This window comes from Streptomyces sp. NPDC111656, assembly GCF_055656965.1.
Window position 1 is genome coordinate 407,566 of sequence record NZ_JBVKCA010000007.1, and the last position, 18,868, is coordinate 426,433.

General features: G+C 68.8%; 15 protein-coding genes and 1 other RNA gene. 7 read left to right on the top strand and 9 right to left on the bottom strand.

Annotation, left to right across the window (positions count from 1 at the left end; all coding sequences use genetic code 11):
• Window positions 1–23: 23 nt before the first annotated feature.
• Genes ACZ7M3_RS23385 through ACZ7M3_RS23410 form a run of 6 tightly spaced genes read left to right on the top strand, consistent with a single transcriptional unit; the run spans window position 24 to window position 9,363 of the window.
• Complete coding sequence (locus ACZ7M3_RS23385; RefSeq protein ID WP_472065548.1) at window positions 24–1,319, top strand: ABC transporter substrate-binding protein; 1,296 nt, start codon at window positions 24–26, stop codon at window positions 1,317–1,319.
• Window positions 1,316–2,284: a carbohydrate ABC transporter permease gene (locus ACZ7M3_RS23390; RefSeq protein WP_472065549.1), complete on the top strand. Its 969-nt coding sequence runs from the start codon at window positions 1,316–1,318 to the stop codon at window positions 2,282–2,284. Before ACZ7M3_RS23385 ends, ACZ7M3_RS23390 begins: the two co-directional genes overlap by 4 nt.
• Entirely contained in the window at window positions 2,281–3,102 is an 822-nt protein-coding gene (locus ACZ7M3_RS23395; RefSeq protein WP_472065550.1) for a carbohydrate ABC transporter permease, read from the top strand. The genes ACZ7M3_RS23390 and ACZ7M3_RS23395 overlap by 4 nt, the downstream gene beginning before the upstream one ends.
• 11 nt (window positions 3,103–3,113) lie before the next feature.
• The gene (gene yicI, locus ACZ7M3_RS23400) at window positions 3,114–5,396 is read left to right on the top strand and encodes an alpha-xylosidase (protein WP_472065551.1); all 2,283 of its coding nucleotides are present in this window, start codon (window positions 3,114–3,116) and stop codon (window positions 5,394–5,396) included.
• Entirely contained in the window at window positions 5,396–6,409 is a 1,014-nt protein-coding gene (locus tag ACZ7M3_RS23405; protein ID WP_099941650.1) for a LacI family DNA-binding transcriptional regulator, read from the top strand. Before yicI ends, ACZ7M3_RS23405 begins: the two co-directional genes overlap by 1 nt.
• An 11-nt stretch (window positions 6,410–6,420) precedes the next feature.
• Window positions 6,421–9,363: a glycoside hydrolase family 3 protein gene (locus ACZ7M3_RS23410; RefSeq protein ID WP_472065552.1), complete on the top strand. Its 2,943-nt coding sequence runs from the start codon at window positions 6,421–6,423 to the stop codon at window positions 9,361–9,363.
• A gap of 6 nt (window positions 9,364–9,369) precedes the next feature.
• Here the strand turns inward: ACZ7M3_RS23410 and ACZ7M3_RS23415 are convergent, their stop codons facing one another.
• From ACZ7M3_RS23415 to ftsE, 7 genes are all read right to left on the bottom strand, one after another.
• A complete protein-coding gene (locus ACZ7M3_RS23415; protein WP_472065553.1) occupies window positions 9,370–10,770 on the bottom strand; it encodes a hypothetical protein in 1,401 nt (466 codons plus the stop codon).
• Window positions 10,771–10,842: 72 nt separating this feature from the next.
• Window positions 10,843–11,613: a hypothetical protein gene (locus ACZ7M3_RS23420; protein ID WP_472065554.1), complete on the bottom strand. Its 771-nt coding sequence runs from the start codon at window positions 11,611–11,613 to the stop codon at window positions 10,843–10,845.
• A gap of 155 nt (window positions 11,614–11,768) precedes the next feature.
• Window positions 11,769–12,156: a transfer-messenger RNA gene (gene ssrA, locus ACZ7M3_RS23425) on the bottom strand.
• A gap of 105 nt (window positions 12,157–12,261) precedes the next feature.
• Window positions 12,262–12,804 carry an SsrA-binding protein SmpB gene (gene smpB / locus ACZ7M3_RS23430; protein ID WP_054229635.1) on the bottom strand — a complete coding sequence of 181 codons (543 nt, stop codon included), beginning with the start codon at window positions 12,802–12,804 and terminating at the stop codon, window positions 12,262–12,264.
• Window positions 12,805–12,873: 69 nt separating this feature from the next.
• Window positions 12,874–14,040: a S41 family peptidase gene (locus tag ACZ7M3_RS23435; protein ID WP_472065555.1), complete on the bottom strand. Its 1,167-nt coding sequence runs from the start codon at window positions 14,038–14,040 to the stop codon at window positions 12,874–12,876.
• Between the two features lie 67 nt (window positions 14,041–14,107).
• Window positions 14,108–15,025: a permease-like cell division protein FtsX gene (gene ftsX / locus ACZ7M3_RS23440; RefSeq protein ID WP_472065556.1), complete on the bottom strand. Its 918-nt coding sequence runs from the start codon at window positions 15,023–15,025 to the stop codon at window positions 14,108–14,110.
• 31 nt (window positions 15,026–15,056) lie between these two features.
• Window positions 15,057–15,746 carry a cell division ATP-binding protein FtsE gene (gene ftsE, locus ACZ7M3_RS23445; RefSeq protein ID WP_075029043.1) on the bottom strand — a complete coding sequence of 230 codons (690 nt, stop codon included), beginning with the start codon at window positions 15,744–15,746 and terminating at the stop codon, window positions 15,057–15,059.
• A 377-nt stretch (window positions 15,747–16,123) separates the two neighbouring features.
• On the opposite strand from ftsE, the gene ACZ7M3_RS23450 reads away from it, so the two are divergent.
• On the top strand, window positions 16,124–16,315 hold the full coding sequence (locus tag ACZ7M3_RS23450) for a hypothetical protein (RefSeq protein ID WP_095854342.1): 192 nt from the start codon (window positions 16,124–16,126) through the stop codon (window positions 16,313–16,315).
• Between the two features lie 213 nt (window positions 16,316–16,528).
• On the opposite strand, the gene ACZ7M3_RS23455 is transcribed toward ACZ7M3_RS23450, so the two are convergent.
• Together ACZ7M3_RS23455 and prfB are read right to left on the bottom strand one after the other, a co-directional pair.
• Window positions 16,529–17,143, bottom strand: a complete 615-nt coding sequence (locus ACZ7M3_RS23455; RefSeq protein WP_472065557.1) for a hypothetical protein — start codon at window positions 17,141–17,143, stop codon at window positions 16,529–16,531.
• 313 nt (window positions 17,144–17,456) lie between these two features.
• The gene (gene prfB / locus ACZ7M3_RS23460) at window positions 17,457–18,563 is read right to left on the bottom strand and encodes a peptide chain release factor 2 (RefSeq protein WP_054229629.1); all 1,107 of its coding nucleotides are present in this window, start codon (window positions 18,561–18,563) and stop codon (window positions 17,457–17,459) included.
• Window positions 18,564–18,868: the final 305 nt, after the last annotated feature.

The following is an 18,868-nucleotide window of genomic DNA, read 5'->3' on the forward strand; positions in this document are numbered from 1 at the left end:
TCCAACTCCCCCGGAGGCAATGGATGTCGACGACACGAAGGCGTGCGGTGGCGACGGCGGCGGTGGCCCTGGCGGGCTCCCTGCTGCTGGCGTCCTGCGGCGGCTCGGACAGCGGTTCCTCGGACGGCAGGACGCTGAAGCTGTGGCACTACGAAGGGCCGGACAGCGCGATGGCCGTGGCCTGGAACGAGGCCATCAAGGAGTTCGAGGCGAAGCATCCCGGCGTCAAGGTGAAGTTCGAGGAGAAGGGCTTCGAGCAGATCCAGAAGACGGCCCCGATGGTCCTCAACTCGAACGACGCGCCCGACATCATGGAGTACAACAAGGGCAACGCGACGGCCGGGCTGCTCTCCAAGCAGGGGCTGCTCACCGATCTGACCGCCGAGGCGACCCAGCGCGGCTGGGACAAGAAGCTCAGCGCGGGCGTGCGCACCACCAGCCAGTACGACGCAGGCGGGGTCATGGGCTCCGGCAAGTGGTACGGCGTGCCCAACTACGCCGAGTACACGATGGTGTTCTACAACAAGGACCTCTTCAAGCAGTACGGCATCGCGGAGCCCACCACCCTCGACCAGCTCACCGCCGCCATGGACACGTTCGTGTCGAAGGGCATCACCCCGCTGGCGAACGCGGGCGCCGAGTACATGGCCCAGCAGTACCTGTACCAGCTCGCGCTCTCCAAGGCCGACCGCTCGTGGGTCGACAAGTACGAGCTCTACAAGGGCAAGACGGACTTCCACGACGCCGCCTGGACCTACGCCGCCACGACCTTCGCCGACTGGGTGAAGAAGGGCTACATCAGCAAGAAGTCCACCTCGCTCAAGGCCGAGGACGCGGGCGTCTCCTTCATCCAGGGCAAGAGCCCGATCCTGTTCAGCGGCAGCTGGTGGTACGGGCGCTTCCAGACGGAGAACAAGTTCGGCTGGGGCACCTTCCTCTGGCCCGGCAGCAACCTCACCCTCGGCTCCGGCGGCAACCTCTGGGTCGTCCCCAAGGGCGCCAAGAACAAGGACCTCGCCTACGACTTCATCGACATCACCATGTCGCAGAAGATCCAGAACCTGCTGGGCAACAACGGCGGGGTCCCGGTGGGCGCCGACACCGCCGCCATCACCGACCCGAAGGCCAAGACCCTGATCGCCGACTTCAACACGCTCTCCGGCAAGGACGGTCTGGCCTTCTACCCGGACTGGCCGGTCGCCGGCTTCTACGACGTCCTCGTCTCCGAGACCCAGAAGCTGATCACGGGCAGCGAGAAGCCGGACGCCTACCTGAGCGCGCTGCAGGCGGCGTACGACAAGGGCGCGCCGAAGACATGACGGCCACCGTCGAACGGGGCGGCGAGGTGGTCCGGCGGCAGCACAGCCGCACGGACCGCCCGCGCCGCCCCCACTCCTCCTACGCCCTCTTCCTGCTCCCCGGCGTCCTCGCCTTCCTCGCCGTGATCGTCGTGCCGTTCCTGATGAACACCGGCGTGAGCTTCACCGACTGGCAGGGCGTCGGCTCGCCGAAGTGGTCGGGGCTCGCCAACTACCGCGAGCTGATGGACGACTCCGAGTTCTGGGCGTCCTTCCGGCACAGCCTGTTCATGGTCGTCGCCATGGCCGCCGTACCGACCGTCCTCGGGCTCGTGCTGGCCGCCGCCCTCTTCGACTTCGTCGGCAAGCACTTCGGCACGAAGATCGCCGCCGTCCTGCGCGCCTGTTTCTACCTCCCCCAGGTCCTGCCCATCGCCGTCGCCGGCATCGTATGGAGCTGGATCCTCGCCCCCGACAACGGCTCCCTGAACGCACTCCTGAAGGCGGTGGGCCTCGGCTCGCTCCAGCGGGACTGGCTCGGCGACCCCGACCTCGCCCTCTACAGCGTCATGGGCGTGATGGTGTGGGTGCAGATCGGCTTCCCGCTGGTCGTCTTCATGGCGGGGCTGCAACGCGTCGACCCGCAGCTGTACGAGGCGGCGGAGCTGGACGGCGCGGGCTGGTGGCGCCGCTTCTGGCACATCACGCTGCCGCAGATCCGCCCGGAGATCCACGTCGTCCTCCTCTGGTGCACGATCGCCGCGCTCAAGGTGTTCGGCGCGGTGTACGTCCTGACCAAGGGCGGTCCCGGCGGCGCGACCGACGTGCCGTCCTACTTCTCCTTCACCACCTTCTTCGAGAAGACCCAGGTCGGCTACGGCGCCGCGATCTCCACCGTGCTGACCGTGATCATCCTCGTACTCGCCCTGATCGGCCTGAAGCTCCAGACCCGTGCCGAGGACGCCGAGGAAGGACTCCGCGCATGACCGCCGTACGCCGCTTTCCCGTCCTCGTGGCCCTGATCATCGCGGCCCTGTTCATGGTGCTGCCCTTCGGCATCGTCGCCATCAACGCGGTCAAGTCCCCCACCGAGTACGCGTCGAACGGACCCCTCGGCCTTCCCCACGGCCTCTACCTCGACGGCATCGAGGACTTCTGGCAGCGCGTCGACTACGGCCAGAAGCTCGTCAACTCGATCCTGATCTCGGGCTCGGTGGCGATCGGCGCCGCCGTGCTGTCCGTCCTGAACGCGTACGCGATCGGTATCGGCCGCATCAAGGGCCGCACCTGGGTCCTCGCCTTCTTCGTGCTGGCGAACATGCTGCCGCAGGAGGCGCTGGTCTACCCGATCTACTACCTGAGCAAGCAGGCGGGCCTCTACGACACCCGGCTCAGCGTGATCATCGTGTTCACCGTCGTCCAGGCGGCCTTCGGCACGTACCTCCTGTCCTCCGTCCTCGGGCAGTTCCCGCGCGAGATCATCGAGGCCGCCCGGATCGACGGGGCGAACAAGTGGCAGGTGCTGTGGCGGATCGTGGTCCCCGTCAGCCGCCCCACCATCGGCGTCCTCCTGGTCTTCTTCTTCATCTGGACCTGGAACGAGTTCCTGCTGCCGCTGGTCATGCTGATCTCCAACGACAACCAGACGGTGTCGGTGGCGCTCGGCGTCCTCCAGGGCCAGCGCCTGATGGACGCGACCATGACCAACGCGGCGGCCCTCCTGGGCGTGCTCCCCGCGATCGTCTTCTTCCTCGTCTTCCAGCGGACCCTGACCCGCGGCATCGCCGTGGGCGCGGTCAAGTAAGGGGTGTGGGCGTGAAGTTCACCGACGGCTACTGGCTGCTGCGCGAGGGCGTCACCGCGGCCCACCCGGTCGAGGTCCTCGACGTCAGCGCGTCCGACGGAACCCTCGACATCCACGCGCCGACCCAGCCCATCCGCCACCGCGGCGACCTGCTGAAGGGACCCGTCGTGACGATCAGCGCGCACGCGCCGATGCCGGACGTCATCGGCGTCACGTTCACGCACTTCCAGGGCGAGGAACCGCGCGGCCCCCGCTTCGAGCTGCACAGGGGCGTCCGGGGGTCCGGTGGATGTCGCCCGGGAAAGCACGGCACCCCCACCGTGGAGCACGACGCCGAGCACGCGACCCTCACCGCGGGCGCCCTGTCCGTCCGGGTCGCCCGCACCACCCCCTGGCACGTCGACTTCCTCGCCCACGGCCGCGTCCTCACCACCAGCGGCCCCAAGGGCATGGGCATCATGCGGGACACGGCCGGCGCCCATTATCTGCGCGAGCAGCTGAACCTCGGGGTCGGCACCCAGGTCTACGGCCTCGGCGAGCGCTTCGGCCCGCTCGTCAAGAACGGCCAGGTCGTGGACATGTGGAACGCCGACGGCGGTACGGCGACGGAACAGGCGTACAAGAACGTCCCCTTCTATCTGACGGACGCGGGCTACGGGGTCTTCGTCGACCACCCGGGCCGTGTCTCCTTCGAGGTCGCCTCGGAAGCGGTCTCCCGGGTCCAGTTCAGCGCCGAGACACAGCAGTTGACGTACTACGTGATCTACGGGCCGACCCCGAAGGACATCCTGCGCAAGTACACGCGGCTCACCGGCCGCCCGGCCCTCCCGCCCGCCTGGTCCTTCGGCCTGTGGCTGTCGACGTCCTTCACCACGTCCTACGACGAGGCCACCGTCACCTCCTTCATCGACGGGATGCGGGAGCGCGAACTCCCCCTCTCCGTCTTCCACTTCGACTGCTTCTGGATGCGCGAGTTCAACTGGTGCGACTTCCAGTGGGACCCGCGTGTGTTCCCCGACCCGGAAGGCATGCTGACCCGGCTGAAGGACAAGGGCCTGCACATCTGCGTGTGGATCAACCCGTACATCGCACAGCGCTCCCCGCTCTTCGCGGAGGGCAAGGCCCTGGGCCATCTGCTCAGGAAGCCCGACGGCAGTGTGTGGCAGTGGGACCTGTGGCAGCCGGGCATGGCGCTGGTCGACTTCACCAGCCCGGCCGCCCGCGACTGGTACGCCTCGAAACTGGAGGCGCTGCTCGACCAGGGCGTCGACTGCTTCAAGACCGACTTCGGCGAGCGGGTCCCCGTCGACGTGGCGTACGCCGACGGCGCCGACCCGGAACGCATGCACAACTACTACACCTACCTCTACAACCGCACCGTCTTCGAAGTGCTGCGCAAGCACCGGGGCGAGGCGGAGGCCGTCGTCTTCGCGCGCTCGGCGACCGCCGGCAGCCAGCAGTTCCCGGTGCACTGGGGTGGCGACTGCGAGGCGACGTACGCGTCGATGGCCGAGTCGCTGCGCGGCGGGCTGAGCCTCGGCATGTCGGGGTTCGGGTTCTGGAGCCACGACATCGGCGGCTTCGAGGGAACACCGACACCCGCCCTCTTCAAACGGTGGATCGCCTTCGGGCTCCTCTCCTCCCACAGCCGGCTGCACGGCTCGTCCTCCTACCGGGTGCCGTGGCTGTTCGACGAGGAGGCCGTGGACGTGCTGCGGCTGTTCACCCGGCTGAAGCTCGGCCTCATGCCCTATCTGTACGAGGCCGCCCGCGCCGCCCACACGGAGGGCGTGCCGATGATGCGGGCGATGGTCCTCGAGTTCCCCGACGACCCGGGGTGCGCGCACCTGGAACGGCAGTACATGCTCGGCCCGGACCTGCTGGTCGCGCCCGTCTTCAGCGACGAGGGAGACGTCTCCTACTACGTCCCGGACGGCACCTGGACCCATTTCCTCACGGGGCGCACGGTGACCGGTCCGCGCTGGGTGCGCGAGCGGCACGGCTTCAGAAGCGTGCCGCTGCTGGTGCGGCCGGGCGCGGTGATCCCGGTGGGCGCGGTGGACGACCGGCCCGACTACGTCCACGCCGACGGGGTCACGCTCAGGGCGTACGGTCTGGAGCGGGGCGCCCAGGTGACCGTGCCGGTCGGCGACGTGACCTTCACCGTCGTACGGGAAGGAGACACGCTCCGGGCGTCCTGCAGTGATCCCTCGGCACCCTGGGGGCTGGCCTCCGGGGAGCGGACCGCGCGGGCACAGGCGGGGACCGGGTTCCTCACGGTGGAGCCGGCCTGATGGTGAAGATCACCGATGTGGCGCGGCACGCCGGGGTCTCCCCCAGTACCGTCTCCTACGCCCTCAGCGGCAAGCGGCCCATCTCCGAGGAGACCCGGCAGCGCATCGAGGCCAGCATCCGCGAACTGGGCTACCGCCCGCACGCCGGGGCGCGCGCCCTCGCGAGCAGCCGGTCCAACGTCCTGGCGCTGGTGGTGCCGCTGCGGGCGGGCATCCATGTGCCGGTGGTGATGCAGTTCGCGGTGTCGGTGGTGACGGCGGCGCGGCAACACGATCACGACGTCCTGCTGCTGACGCAGGAGGAGGGCGAGGAGGGGCTGCGGCGGGTCGCGGACACCGCGCTGGTGGACGCGCTGATCGTGATGGACGTCCAGTTGCACGACCCCAGGCTGCCGCTGCTGCGCGCCCTGGACCGCCCCTCGGTCCTCATCGGGTTCCCGGCCGGGCCCGCCGGGCTGACCTGCATCGACCTGGACTTCAAGGCGGCGGGCGAGCTGTGCGTCGAGCGGCTGGCGGGGTTCGGGCACCGGGTCGTGGCGCTCGTCGGGTCGCCGCCCGAGGTGTACGTACGGGGGACGGCGTTCGCCCAGCGCGTGGTGGAGGGCTTCACCGCCGCCGCCGACCGGAACGGACTGGCGTCCTCCGTCCACCCCTGCGAGGCCTCGCCGGCCGCCGCCCGCCGGGTCGCCGAACAGCTCCTGCGCGAACAGCCGGCGCTCACCGGCGTCGTCGTGCACAACGAACCCGTCCTGGAACCGCTGATCGACGCCTTCGAGCAGCTCGGTCTGCGCGTCCCCGTCGACCTCTCCGTCACCGCGATCTGCCCGGACGAGCTCGCCGAGAACGTCCGCGTCCCCGTCACCTCCGTCGCCATCCCGTCCACCGAGGTGGGCGCGCGGGCGGTGGAGCTGCTGATGAAGAAGCTGGGCGGCACCGACGTACCCGAGGCCACGCTCCTCGCACCCCGGCTGACGGAACGCGCGAGTACCGCACCGCGCACGCTCACCCCTTGAGGAGCCGTGACATGAGGAAAGGCAAGAGAAGCAAGAGAAGCCGAGGAAGCAGGAGAAGACAGCGGGCCTCCCTCGTCCTGGCGCTGGCGCTGACCGCCGGTCTGACAGCCATCGCTCCCGCGGGGGCGGTCGACCCCGCGTACGCCTTCCGCAACCCCCGCCTCCCCGTCGCCGAACGCGTGAACGACCTGCTCGGGAGGCTGACGCTCGACGAGAAGATCTCCCTCCTCCACCAGTACGAGCCCGCGATCCCCCGCCTCGGTATCCAGTCCTTCCGCACCGGCACCGAGGCCCTGCACGGCGTCGCCTGGCTCGGCAGGGCGACCGTCTTCCCGCAGGCGATCGGTCTCGCCTCCACCTGGGACCCGGCGCTGATCCAGCAGGTCGGCTCGGCGGTCGGCGACGAGGCGCGCGGCTTCCAGCAGGAACGCCCCGACGGCTGGGGCCTCAACCTGTGGGCGCCCGTGGTCAACCTGCTGCGCGACCCGCGCTGGGGACGCAACGAGGAGGGCTACTCCGAGGACCCGTACCTGACCGGTTCGATCTCCACGGCGTACGGCGAGGGCCTGACCGGCGGCGACCCCGACCATCTCAAGACGGCCCCCACCCTCAAGCACTACCTCGCCAACAACAACGAGGTGAACCGTACGACCACGTCCTCGGACCTGCGCCCGCGTGTCCAGCACGAGTACGACGAGGCGGCGTTCAGACCGGCGGTGGAAGCGGACGCGACGACGGGCGTGATGGCGTCGTACAACCTGGTCAACGGCCGCCCCGACACGGTGAACCCGGACCTGGACGACGTCGTACGGACGTGGACCTCCCGAGATCTCCTGAACGTCACCGACGCCTTCGCCCCGGGCAATCTCACCGGAGACCAGCACTACTACCCCACCCTCGCCGAGGGTGACGCGGCGGCGCTCAAGGCGGGCATCGACAGCTTCACGGACAACAACGGCGACTCGGCCCCGACGACCACGGCCGTCAAGTCCGCCTTGGCCACGGGCCTGTTGAAGGAGTCGGACGTCGACACGGCCGTCTCCCACCTCCTCGCCGTCCGCGTCCGGCTCGGCGAGTTCGACCCGAACGGCGGCACGTACGGCTCGATCGACCAGTCGGTCATCAACAGCCCGGCCCACCAGCAGCTGGCCCGCGAGGCGGCGGCGGAGAGCGCGGTCCTGCTCAAGAACAAGGACGGCGTACTGCCCCTGAAGACCTCGGCGAAGAACGTGGCCGTGGTCGGCCCGCTCGCCGACACCCTCTACACGGACTGGTACTCCGGCACACTGCCGTACGCGGTCACACCTGCCGACGGCATCGCCTCGAAGCTGGGCACCCCGGTGGGAAGCAGCGAGGGCGTCGACCGCATCGCGCTGAAGGACACGGCGACGGGGAAGTACGTGACGGCGGGCGCGTCTCAGGCCGGTGGGGCCCTGAAGGAGAGCACCGAGACAGGGGTGGCGGCCCAGTTCGACGCGTTCGACTGGGGCTCCGGCATCGTGACCCTGCGCTCGGCCGCCAACGGCAAGTACGTCGGCTACAACTGGTCGAACTTCGTCAACGACCAGGTCCAGCCCAACGGTTGGTACGTGCAGCAGCAGTTCGAGCTGGAGCAGCAGGACGACGGGACGTACCTGCTCCGGTACGCCGGATACGAGACCACCGAGTCCTGGTGGTCGAACCCGGTCTACCTCGGCCCGACGGGCCCCGACGGCACCCTGGGCCTGGTCGAGAAGTCGGGGGCGGCCCACTACGCCAAGGACGTCGTCCGCAGCGGCGTGGACGAGGCGGTGGCCGCGGTGCGGGGCAAGGACACGGCGGTGGTCGTGGTCGGCTCGATGCCCGCGATCAACGGCCGCGAGGCCCACGACCGTACGGACATGGGCCTGGCCCCGTCACAGGAGGCCCTGGTCAAAGCAGTGCGCGCGGCGAACCCGAAGACGGTCGTGATCGTGGAGAACAGCTACCCGACCACCCTCGGCACCCTCCAGAAGGAGGTCCCGGCCCTCCTGTGGACCACCCACGCGGGCCAGGAGACGGGCAACGCGCTCGCCGACGTCCTCTACGGCGACACGAACCCGGCGGGCCGCCTCACCCAGACCTGGTACCGGTCGGCATCGGACCTCCCCTCGATCCTCGACTACGACATCATCAAGTCCGACCGCACCTACCAGTACTTCAAGGGGCGGCCGCTCTATCCCTTCGGCTACGGCCTGTCGTACACGACGTTCCGCTACGGCGCGCCGAAGAGGGTGGACGGCGGCTACGAGGTGGCGGTCACGAACACGGGCGAGCGGGCGGGCGACGAGGTCGTCCAGCTCTACACCCACCAGCGGGCATCGAGGGACAAGCAGCCCCTGAAGCAGCTGAAGGCGTACGCGAGGGTGTCCTTGAAGCCGGGCGAGACGAAGACGGTCCGGCTGAAGGTACGGCCGTCGGACCTCGCGCACTGGGACGTCACCCGTTCGAAGTGGGTGGTGGAGAGCGGCACGTACGACGTCCTGGTCGGTGCCTCGTCCTCGGACATCCGCTCCCGGACGTCATGGGCGGTACGGGGCGAGACGATCCCGGCCCGGGATCTCACGAAGGTGACCCGGGCGGAGAACTTCGACGACTACTCACCCGGTTCCGTCCGTCTGGTCGACGAGTCGAAGGCGCGCGGGACGGCGGTGGGCGCGACGGCCGACGGGGCCTGGCTGAAGTTCGCGGACACCCGACTGGGTTCTGGTGCCTCCGAGTTCAGCGCGCGCGTCGCCGGTTCGTCCGGCACGGTCGAGGTCCGGCTGGGCTCGCCGACCGGCCCGCTCGTCGGCACCGCTCGTACGGGCGGCACGGCGTCCCCGTACGACTACACGACGGTGACCGCCGCCCTCACCGGCGCGGCGAAGGGCCGTACGGGCGTGTACCTGGTGCTGAGCGGGGGTGTGCGGCTGTCCACGTTCACCCTGCGCTGAGACGGGTCAGCCGGCCTCGATCAGGAAATCCACGTCGGAGACGTGATACTCGCCGTACCCGAAGCGCTCGCCGATCGCCTTGTAGCGGTCGTACCGCTCCTGTGTGAGGGGCACGGTCAGCGTGATCAGGACGCGGAGGAACAAGCGGAACCCGAGATCGGGATCGATCCGGGTGACCACGTGTTCCAGCGCGTCCATGACGTCCGCGGCGGGAACAGGATGCCAGTGGGGGCTGACGACCTTGTCCGCCACCGCGAGCGCCGTCTCCCGGACTTCCCGCAGCACCGTGTCGGCGAGTTCGGTGCGGGCGGGCGCCACCACGGGTGTGTACGCGGGGGCGGCCTCCCTCAGCCGCTCCCGGCACACGTCCGCGATCAGCCGAAGCCAGTCCCGGCCGTCGGTACTCCCCGGCCTGTCCGAGGTGGCCCCGGCCCACAGGGCGGTGACCGCGGCGTCGGACAGTGCGGACCGCAGCAGCCGGAGCGTGTCCTCCAGGAGGACGGCCGCCGCGGAGCCCGGGGTCTGCCCGATGTCGTCGCCCTCGGCTGTCTTCCGGATCTCCTCCCGGCTTTCACGCCAGTCCTGATGGGCCTGCCCGGCGAGGTGGGAGAACCCGAAGTCCCAGGTGGCATCGCGGCGGGCGGTGTCGATGGGCGGCCACGCGATGTCGAGACCGACGTCGATGAGCGCAGCGGGGTGGCCGAACCTCTCACCGAGCGCTTGGAGCCGGTCGTACCGCGCCTTTTCGATCCGCACGGAGTGCACCTTCAGTGCGCGAAGGAAGAGCCGGAAGCCGAGATCGGGATCCACGCGGGCGGCCACCTCTTCGAGGGCCGACAGGGTGTCGGGGGAAGGGAGGGGACCGGCCGACCGCTCGCGACAGGACCGTATCTCCGCGATCTCCGCGACGACGTCGTCACGCACCTCGTCGGCCGCCGGCCGCCAGGCGCCCCACCACGAGGAAGGTACCGGGCGCCGTCCGGGGATCTTCCGGGGCGGGCGTGCGGCGCAGGTCTCGTCGATGCGCCGCAGCCAGTCACGGGCGCTCATGCCGTGCGCCGCGGGATCCCACCCGCCCCCGGCGGCCGCTCGCCACACGGCCTGGATCGCCTCGTCCGCCAGCGGGGACTCGACGAGCCCGCGCACGTCCTCGCGCAGCTCCTCGGCGTACCCCCAGTCGTCGTGGCTGGTGTCATAGCCGAGGATGCTCCGCTCATCCGCGCTGAGATGGTCGACGCTGCCCGCGGGACACTCACGGTCATACGCGTCGAGCTTCGCCGTGACGAGCCCGAGTGCCGCGCCGGTGTCCTCCGGAGCGGGCGAGAGCGTGAACCCCTCGGTCAGCCCACTGAGTCCGAAGTCCGCGTCGTAGTCCACGTAGTACGGCTCCTGCCGTCCCGTCACCATCGTCCCCTCCAGCCCTTCAGGTCTCTCACGGCGCACACGAACCGCACTTCACCGGTCGTGTTCAGCGGACTTTCACACGGCCCGGTCCCCCTGCCAGGTGACCGACGTCATGGCGGCCGGACCGCCGTTCGCCAGGCCTTTGTAGGTCACCTTCCGGGCAGGGCCGAGCTCGTGCGCGACGCGTCTCGCCAGCTCCGTCCCTGCGTGGAACAGCCGCTCCCACTCGTCGTCGTACCTACCGTCCTCCCGGTCCCGCAGGTCCAGGTTCACCGTGGTGTCGATGCTCTTCGCCCACGCGTACAGATCGGCCACCAGTTCCTCGGACAGATGGAGACTGCCGACGGGACCGTCCGGCGCGAAGTCCCCGAACCCCTCCGCGCGGAGCGGGTACCACTTGAACTCGCCTTCGACCACGATGTGGAGCGGGTGCGGGGGCTCGCCGTGGTCCTCAAGGGCCCAGTCCAGGCGTCCGCATCCCCAGCACACGAACTTCGCCCTGTCCTGCCGCTCGTCCCAGTACCGCACCACCCATGCGGACCCCAGATGCCTCGCCACCACCTGGGCAAGCTCCAGTCCCCGTTCGACGTGCTTGCGCATGGGCCGACCGGACGGGAAACCGTCCGCCGGGCGGGACGACGACCAGGAACGCAGCGCATCCGCCAAGTCCGCCGGGAGGACCGGCCCGTCATCGTTCAGTGGGGTGTTACGGGTAAAGGCGCCGAGGTCCTCGTAGTCCCTGGGATCCTCCGGCTCGTACAAAGGAGACGGCTCGCCTCCGACGCGGACGAGTAGGTGCTGGGGTTCGTCGTGGATCAAAAAGCGTGCTTCCCGTTGTTCCGCCATGAGTTCCTCCCGAGGTGTTCGGGCGGATGAGACTTGCCCACGTACTTCAGCTGGATGATCGCGCATGGATGATCACGCATGACAAAGGCCCCGCCGCTCGAAAGCGACGAGGCCTTTGCCCACATGGGATGTGGAGGTCCGGCAGGACCTCCTGATCGTGGAGATGGCGGGAATCGAACCCGCGTCCACCGGTGCAGAATCAGGGCTTCTCCGTGTGCAGTTCGCTGCGATTTTCTCGGCCCCGGTGATCACGCGAACAAGTCGCCGACGGGCCCAGCCACTGTTTGATTTCCCATCGAACCCCGTGACCGGGCTCGATGGTTTAGTTCCCTAGATTATGCCAGGATCCGGGTCGGGAACACCCCCGGGCTGACACCCTTTTAGGGTCCTTCAGTCGCTGTTATTAGGCAGCGAGGGCGAAGGACTGGGAATCGCTCTTGGAATTGGCGATTATTGGTTGCGACATATGGTTAACGAGATCATTGTCGCTTCCTCGACACGCTTCCCCTGCTTCGACAGCCGCTGTCGAAACCGATCATCCCCATGTTGTGTTTTCAAGCCCCTCCGAAGAGGGTTGCGCACCCGCTGTGAGGTGCAGATCCCATCGTACGTGACCAACGCACGTCGATGCCACCGTATTCCCCGTGGCTACTCGCCCCGCTGCTTCCGCTTCGCCGCCGCGATCGCGCGGTCCGACTCCCGGCGGTCCTGCTTCTCACGCAGGGTCTGCCGCTTGTCGTACTCCTTCTTGCCGCGGGCGAGCGCGATCTCGGCCTTGGCGCGGCCGTCCTTGAAGTACAGGGCGAGGGGCACGATCGTGTGACCCGTCTCCTCCGACTTCGACGCCAGCTTGTCGATCTCCTCGCGGTGCAGGAGCAGCTTGCGCTTGCGGCGCACCGTGTGGTTGGTCCAGGTGCCCTGGCTGTACTCGGGAATGTGGGCGTTGTGCAGCCACGCCTCGTTCCCGTCGATCTGGACGAAGCCGTCGGTCAGCGAGGCGCGTCCCTGGCGCAGCGACTTCACCTCGGTGCCGGTCAGGACGAGCCCGGCCTCGTAGGTGTCGATGATCGCGTAGTCGTGCCGTGCCTTCTTGTTCTGCGCGACGATCTTGCGCTTGCCGTCCTTGGCCTTCGCGGCCCCTCCGCCCTGCTTGGGCTGGGACTCCTTCGGTACGTACATTCCCTTACTCATAGTGCTGACCATTTTCGCACTACAGGGGGGTCCGGGGGAAAGCCGATTACAAGAGCACCGAGCCGGTGACTACGAAGGGTCGCCGAGACCGCCGAGTACGGTCTCCGCCCGCTCCAGGGCCTCCGCGTCCACCTCCAGGTCGGGGGTGATGCCCCGCCCGTCGACGGCGTGCCCGGCGGGGGTGCGGTAGTGGCCGACGGTCAGCTCGGCGACGGAGCCGTCGGGCAGCCGACTCGGCATCTGGATCGAGCCCTTGCCGAAGGTCCTGGAGCCCACGACGACCGCACGGCCGCGGTCCTGGAGGGCCCCGGTGAGCAGTTCGGCCGCGCTCATCGTGCCGTCGTCGACGAGCGCGACCAGGGGTCTGGTGGTGTCGCCGCCGGGATCGGCGTGCAGGGAGCGCTGCGCGCCGTTGACGTCGTAGGTGGCGACGAGGCCGCCGTCGAGGAAGGCGGAGGCGGCGGTGACCGCCTCGGTGACCAGTCCGCCGGAGTTGCCGCGCAGGTCGAGGACGATCCCGGCATGCTCGGGAGTCTGCTCGACGGCGGTCCGTACGGCGTCACCGACGCCCTTGGTGAAGGCGGCGACCTTGATCACGGTGACGCCGCCGGGGAGCCTTCGGACGGTCACGGAGTCCGTGGACAGCCTCGCCCGGCGCACCGTCTCGCTCCACGCGCGTGTGCCGCGCTCCAGACCGAGGGAGACCTTCGTACCGGCCGCGGCGTCGTCCGCGTCCCCGCGCAGTAACGCGACGACCTCGGTGACCGGCCGGCCGTCCACCTTCTCGCCGTCGACGCTGCGCAGCCGGTCGCCCGTGCGGATCCCGGCGGCGGCCGCGGGCGAGCCGCTCTGCACCCGGGTCACCTCGATCCGGCCGTCACGCTCGCGCCGGGCCCACAGCCCCACGCCCGTGTACTGGCCGTCGAGGGCCTCCTCGAACTCCTCGTACTCGCCCTGGGAGTAGACGGCGCCCCAGCGGTCCCCGCTGCGGCTGACGGCCCGCTCGGCGGCCTCCATGGGGGACTTGCCGTCGGCCATCGCCTCGGCGGCGGCGTCGGTGACCGTCTCGCGGTCGGCCGCCGGCGTCGAACGCGCCGAGGGAGACGGGGATTTCCGGTCGGGATCACCGAAGGACCCGGTCGCGGCCCCCGCGACGAGGACACTCGCGAAAAGCAATGTCAGGGCGGCCCCGCGGCCTGCGCGGCGGGGCTGACAAAACAGGTCTCGGCCTGACATGGCGGTGAGTCTAGGACAACGCAAGGGGCCGTACCGCCGGTTGGCAGTACGGCCCCCTTGGCATGCGTCACACCTTCAGGTACTTGCGCAACGCGAAAAACGCCGCAAGCGCGGGCATCAGCAGACTCGTCGCGAGGATGAGCGGCAGCTTGGTGAGCACGGCGTCCCAGCCGATGAAGTTGATCAGATTCAGCTTCTGGGACAGCGCGAGGCCGTGATCGATGATGAAATACCGCGCGACCAAGAGGAATCCGCAGGCGACGCCTCCGCCGATCAGTCCGGCGACCGCGGCCTCCATGATGAACGGCGCCTGGATGTAGAACCCGGAGGCGCCCACGAGCCGCATGATGCCGGTTTCCCTGCGCCGGCTGAACGCCGAGACACGCACCGTGTTGACGATCAGCATCAGGGCGACGACGAGCATCATCGCCATCACCGCGCGCGCCGCCCAGTTCATGCCGTTGAGCAGCCCGAAGAGGTTGTCCAGGATGCCCTTCTGGTCCTGCACGGACTGCACGCCGGCACGGCCGTCGAAGGCGGTCGCGATGACCTGGTACTTCTGCGGGTCCTTCAGCTTGATGCGGTACGACTCCTGCATCTGGTCCGGCGTGAGGGAGCTGGCCAGCGGGGAGTCGCCGAACTGCTCCTTGTAGTGCTTGTACGCCTGGTCCGACGACTCGTACGAGACCTTCTCGACGACGTTCATCTTCTTGAGGTCGCCGAGGATCTGGTCCCTCTGCTCGGCGGTCACGGCCCCCTTGGCGCAGTGGGGGTCGGACTCCGCGTCACTCTTGTTGCAGAGGAAGATCGAGACGTTGACCTTGTCGTACCAGTAGCCCTTCATGGTGCTCACCTGGTCGCTCATCAGCAGCGAACCGCCGAACAGCGCGAGGGAGAGGGCGACCGAGACGACGACCGCGAAGGTCATCGTCAGATTGCGACGGAGACCGACACCGATCTCCGACAGAACGAACTGGGCGCGCATGGCGTCTGCTAAGCCTTTCCGTGGACCGTCGTCAGTGCTGGTAGCCGTAGACGCCGCGCGCCTGGTCGCGGACGAGGCGGCCCTGCTCCAGCTCGATGACGCGCTTGCGCATCTGGTCCACGATGTTCTGGTCGTGCGTCGCCATCAGCACAGTGGTGCCCGTCCGGTTGATGCGGTCGAGCAGCTTCATGATGCCGACGGAGGTCTGCGGGTCGAGGTTGCCGGTCGGCTCGTCCGCGATGAGGAGCTTGGGCCGGTTCACGAAGGCTCTCGCGATGGCCACGCGCTGCTGCTCACCACCGGACAGCTCGCCGGGCATCCGGTCCTCCTTGCCACCGAGCCCGACGAGGTCGAGCACCTGGGGCACGGACTTGCGGATCTCGCCGCGGGACTTGCCGATGACCTCCTGCGCGAAGGCGACGTTCTCGGAGACCGTCTTGTTCGGCAGCAGGCGGAAGTCCTGGAACACGGTCCCCAGCTGGCGGCGCATCTGCGGCACCTTCCAGTTGGAGAGGCGCGCGAGGTCCTTGCCCAGGACGTGCACCTGGCCGTGGCTGGTCCGCTCCTCGCGGAGGATCAGCCGCAGGAAGGTGGACTTTCCGGAGCCGGAGGACCCCACGAGGAACACGAACTCACCACGCTCGACCTCCAGGGAGACATCCCTGAGAGCGGGGCGGGTCTGCTTGGGGTAGACCTTGGAGACACTGTCGAATCGGATCACGGATGCACCACGGGTCGCCGGGGGTAGGTGAGCGTGACCATACGCGAACCGGGTGCACGAGCGCAGTCGCCGGTCAGGGTTGCGCGGGGGTTGTGCGGGGCTTGTGCGTTTTTGTACAGGTCTTTGGCGGGGCCCTTTTGTACGGGCCTTTGTACGGACCTTGTACGGGCCCGTACGGCCCCCACCGGCCGGCAGCCGCGAACCCGACGCCGTCCCCCCTCCGGAAGCGCCCGTTTCCCCGCCTAACCCGCGGAGCACAGGGCAGGATAAGGCGAGCCGCGCCGTTTCCCGCGGAACCTGGCACAGTGGAAGGGGAACGGTTGCGTTCCCCGCAGCGTTATGTGAATGGCGGAGGACGGCGCAAGGAGGGCAAGCGCATGACGTACGACCGATTGGTGTGCGCGAACTGCGCGGCGCCCGTCAGCGAGGGTCGCTGCCCGGTCTGCCGCGCGAACCGGGAGCGACTGCAGCAGGAGAGCCCCTTCGCGGGACTGAACCCGATGGCGCTGATCGCGCTGCTCGCCGTGCTGATCGCGGCGGTGGCGCTGCTGGCGCACCAGACGGTGTGAGTCTCGCGAGAGCGGCGGCGTGACCTCGGTCACCATGTCAGGTGGTCATCGTGGCGTTCATCATGACGTTCGTCATGATGGTCCACCATCCGAGATGGTCGGTCACCTTGTGAACCACCCCGCGCATCGCTGATGTGCTTGACGCGAGAGGGGCCCGGAGCAAGCTGCTCCGGGCCCCTCTCGTGCTGTGCTCCTGTACTGTGCGCAGCTGCGTCAGGCAGCGGCGCCGCGGCCGCTCGCGAGGCGCGGCAGCAGACGGAAGCCGATACCGCCCGCGATCATCGTGGCGGCACCGACCAGCAGGAACGTGGTCTCGGCGGCACCCGTCTCGGCCAGCTGCCCCTTCTTGCCCTGGGCGGAGGTGTCGGACGAGGTGTTCGCGCCGGTGTCGGTCAGGCCGGAAGAACCCTTGCCCTGCTCGACGGGCTTGGAGCCGCCGTCGGGGTTGCTGTCATTACCACCGGTGCCGGTGCCGGTGCCGGAACCGTCCGTCGGGGTGTCCGTCGGGTCGGTGGGCTCGGTGGGGTCCTCGGTGGGGTCGGTGGGCTCGTCCGTCGGCGGCGTGGTGGTGGGCGTGGCCGGGCCGGTCGGCGTGGCCGGGATGGTGGGCGTCTCCGGCGGCGTGGGCGTGCCCGGTGTCGTCGTCGGGGTGGCCGTGCCGGTGGGAATGCCCGTGACGGTCGGAGTGGCGCTCGGGTCTCCGTCGACCGTGACACCCACGTTGATGTCGAGAGCCGAGGCGGCACCCGCGGCAGTCAGCGAAGCACCGGCGGCGATCACCACACCGGCTGCTATGCGTGCCACGCGGATCCGCGTCTTCTTGGTCATTTGTTTGCTACCCCCAGTAGCTGATCGTCAATGGAGCAGCGCCCGGGGCCACGGCGTCACAGGTGGCTCGCTCAGCCCCCCGGTTCACATGCGCCCCGGAGATACGCATGCCACGCGTCACCATTCCCAGTTTTCACAGCAACGTCAAGGTCGTTGCGTACGCGATGTCCGGATCAGTGGCGTTTGCCTGCCGTGCGGACATGTGACTGTGACGTAAAACCCAGAAATCCCCCACACAAAAGGCAACTGCCGCCCGATGGGCGGCAGTTGCCTTGTCGACAAAGAGGCATCGAGGTGATGTTGATACCTCGAACTACTTCTCCTGCTGCTTGCGCCAGCGAATTCCGGCCTCGATGAATCCGTCGATCTCCCCGCCGAAAACGGCCTCGGGGTTACCGACTTCGAACTCGGTCCGCAGGTCCTTGACCATCTGGTACGGGTGCAGGACGTACGAACGCATCTGGTTTCCCCAGGAGTTGCCGCCGTCGCCCTTGAGCGCGTTCATCTTGGCCTGCTCCTCCTGGCGGCGCCGCTCGAGCAGCTTGGCCTGGAGCACGTTCATCGCGCTCGCCTTGTTCTGGATCTGCGACCGCTCGTTCTGGCAGGAGACGACGATGCCGGTGGGCAGGTGGGTGAGGCGCACCGCGGAGTCGGTGGTGTTCACGCCCTGGCCGCCGGGGCCGGACGACCGGTACACGTCGACGCGCAGCTCGGACTCGTCGATCTCGATGTGATCGGTCTGCTCGACGACGGGCAGGATCTCGACACCCGCGAAGGACGTCTGACGGCGCCCCTGGTTGTCGAACGGCGAGATGCGCACGAGGCGGTGGGTGCCCTGCTCCACGGAGAGCGTTCCGTACGCGTACGGGACGTGGACGGCGAAGGTGGTGGACTTGATGCCCGCCTCTTCCGCGTACGAGGTCTCGTAGAGCTCGGTCTTGTACCCGTGGCGCTCGGCCCAGCGCAGGTACATGCGCTGGAGCTTCTCGGCGAAGTCGGAGGCGTCGACGCCGCCGGCCTCGGCACGGATGGTGACGACGGCCTCACGGGAGTCGTACTCCCCGGAGAGCAGCGTCCGCACTTCCATCTCGTCCAGCGCCTTCTTGACGGCGACGAGCTCGGACTCGGCCTCGGCACGGGTGTCCGGGTCGTCCTCCTCCTCGGCCATCTCGAAGAGCACGCTCAGATCGTCGATACGCCCGCGCAGCGCCTCGGCCTTCCTGACCTCCGCCTGGAGGTGGCTCAGCTTGCTGGTGATCTTCTGCGCCTCGTCCGGGTCGTCCCACAGGGACGGCGCGGCCGCCTGCTCCTCGAGCACGGCGACATCTGCCCTCAGCTTGTCGAGGTCCAGGACGGCCTCGATCGACTCCATGGTCGAGGAGAGGGACTTGAGCTCTTCGGATACATCGACGACTGCCACGCCTCCAGCGTAACGGCTGCCGCAAGCGAGGCTTGCCCCTCGTCCGACGGGGGCGACGCAGGTCCCTCCGGGGGCCAGGAACGCGAGGAACTGCGCGACCGGCCCCCACCGGCCCGCAGCCGAAGACCCACCAGCCAGCGGGCCAGGGGCGAAGCCCCAGCCCCCAGGGGCGCGAGGAACTGCGCGCTCAACCCCCACCGGCCCGCAGCCGAACAACCACCGGCCCGGGGGCCAGGGGCGAAGCCCCAGCCCCCAGGGGCGCGAGGAACAGCGCGACCAGCCCCCACCGGCCCGCAGCCGAAGAC